This window comes from Acaryochloris sp. IP29b_bin.137, assembly GCF_028285745.1.
Classification (GTDB): domain Bacteria; phylum Cyanobacteriota; class Cyanobacteriia; order Thermosynechococcales; family Thermosynechococcaceae; genus Acaryochloris.
In genome coordinates, this window is the sequence record NZ_JANQOP010000192.1 from 1 (window position 1) to 2,627 (window position 2,627).

1 protein-coding gene and 1 pseudogene are annotated in these 2,627 nt (G+C 41.9%); one reads left to right on the top strand and one right to left on the bottom strand.

All coding sequences use genetic code 11. The features are described from left to right. Positions 1–480: pseudogene (locus Q0991_RS13945) on the bottom strand (hypothetical protein); the annotation flags it as partial. A 1,070-nt stretch (positions 481–1,550) separates the two neighbouring features. Here Q0991_RS13945 and Q0991_RS13950 point away from each other — a divergent pair. Then, the coding region (locus Q0991_RS13950) for a DUF4347 domain-containing protein (protein ID WP_299489348.1) at positions 1,551–2,627 on the top strand (1,077 nt) is incomplete at its 3' end.

Consider the following 2,627-nt stretch of genomic DNA (forward strand, 5'->3'; position numbering starts at 1 on the left):
AAATTGGCGAATGCTTTGGCGCTCCCTAAACGTATCCAATACCAGGAAATGATCTTGGAAGCGAGTTGACACTTGTACACCCGTATCAAATGTGTTTTGGCTGACTAGACGGCGTGTTTCTCCTACAGGGAGGTAGCCATTCACTCGGAAGTCCCAAACATCTCCCTGGGTTTCCAACCCTACACCCAATTGAAAGAAAGGACTGTTTTCCGTGACTCGACTGTCAAAACCAAGATAGCCTCCAAACGTTCGATTGAGACTTGCATCGTAAGTTCGATGGCCGAGCAAGAAGTTGCTACCCAAATGAGCACCGTTATCCACCAATAGTCTGGCTTCCAGAAATGTCAAATCTTCTCCTGGTGTTTGGCTAAGAGGGATAAAGCCTTCGAACTGGGTAAACCCGTCAAAGCCAGAGCCTGCAGTTGTGTGCCCCACTCCCATCCGTGCAGGAACTCTTAAATCAACTGCGGATCGGTTCATCCTAGATTCTGGTTGTTGTTCAGAAGGAGGTTCTGATTTCTCAGGTTGAGCTGTAGCTGAGCTACAAGCCGCTGTTACTAATAATCCCCAAAAAAATATTGAGTAACGGATACAGTCCATATGTAGGGTTTCTATACAACAAAGATGATCGGTAGTTATTTCAGATCGCCAAATTGATTGAGGCAAGCTAGTTAGCTTGGGAGTAAGAAGAAAGGCAGCTCCCAAGCTATCTTTATCAAGAAGACCAGATATTTAGCACTTAAAAAGCCTCTAGAAAATGCCTGCAAGCAGGTGAATCATGCTTAAAGTTCCCTTCATTTACGGCTATCTAACAAAGATGCTTAAAAGTGCGTTCATCTGTTGATATAATCGCCTTAGCTTGGAAAAATTTTAAGTTATTCAGAGAAAAAATAAGACTAGGAACATTTCATGAATTGATTCCCTAGATCGCTTCTTTTGAACAGAGTTTCAATACTTTCGAATTACATCTCTTGAAAATAAAATAACGCTGTATCTTGACATAGAGTCGTAATGGTTTGATGTCTGAATGGCGCTTTATATGAACGACTGCAGTTCAACTGTTAGCGCCAACGGAATACCCATACTCAAAACAATAAAAATCAACTAGAAATTGATGTGGCGTCAGCTTCACAATCCAGAAAACTTTTACTATATGTGTAAATAATACCTGAAGGGTAAAACAGTAGCTAAAACCCATTATTCTTATTAGATTTTTGGGAAAATTAAAAATAAACGTCTTGTAAATCCCCTTTTCATAAGGGTTTCATAGATTTTTGCCACTAAAATAGTGTCGGTCTTTCAAACTTAATGTTAGGCGTTAGATTTCAGGAGAATTGATAGGTGAATATCTTCTCGTGAAAATGTTAATAGCTATTAATCGGTGGGAACACTATTCGCAGCAGAGGTGTTTCTCTAAGTTAGCTAAGCTCTCAAAAATATAAGTAAACAAAAGCCTTAATGCCATTAGCTAAATTTCTAATGGCATTGTTTTTTGGGTGCTTTTACACAGTATTTAAGCTAGGCATTTTGACAAATAGGTACCAGCGATTATGCAGATATTTCAAGGTCTCAAAGCTATTTCAGCGCCTTTCTATAACAAGAGTTCAGATACTCTATTAGTCATTGATCCTGCAGTTGACAATTATCAGGATCTAATAGTTGGTATTGATTCTAGAGTTGAAGCCATTATTCTTCATCCTAATCAGGATGGTGTTGACCAAATTACGGCAGCTCTCAACTATTGTAGAAAAGTAAGCTCAGTTCACATTATTTGTCATGGTGAACCGGGTGATTTGTACCTTGGTAATACTCGACTTAATTTAGAGACCTTAAATCAATATGCTCAACAACTTTGCACTTGGTTTAGCCTTTCCTCTACTCGTACTATACCGTCGCTTTTTCTATACGGTTGTAGTATTGCGCAGGGCGAGGTTGGAGCACAGTTCATCGATGAGCTCCATCGCCTTCTAGGTACCAAGATTGCAGCCTCTACAACACCCATTGGTCATTCAGCGCTGGGCGGTAACTGGGAGCTGGACTATCAAATTGGCCAGATTAATATTGAAATTCCCATTGCCTCAGCAGTGCTCGATGAGTATCCTGTCATACTTGCAGCACCGAGCATTACAGATGAGGCTACCTCATCACGAACGGTCCAAGAAGATCCGTTAGCGCCGTTTGCAATTACTGATATTACAGTTGCTGATGCGGACACTGGCGATACACAGACGATTACCTTGAGCGTTACCCAAGGCTCGTTGAATATCACGGCTGCATCTGGCATTACGATTATTACGGGTAGCGGCACCACAATTGAATTCTCTGGTACAGCGGCAGATGTCACTAATGCCTTTAGCAGTGGCAATATTACCTATACCCCGAACAGTGACTATAACGGGGCTGAAACGTTAACGATTTCCGCTAATGATGGGAGTAGTTCCCCTGTTTCAACAGATGTTGCGATCACTATCGACCCGGTCGCCGATGCCATCAACGACACCCTGACCACAGATGAGGATACTGCTGGTAGTCTCAATGTTCTCACCAGCAATGACAATTTTGAAGACCCCACTGCTGAGGTAACAGCAGTCTCCCAAGGTAGCAATGGCAGTGTGAGTTTCTCTGCC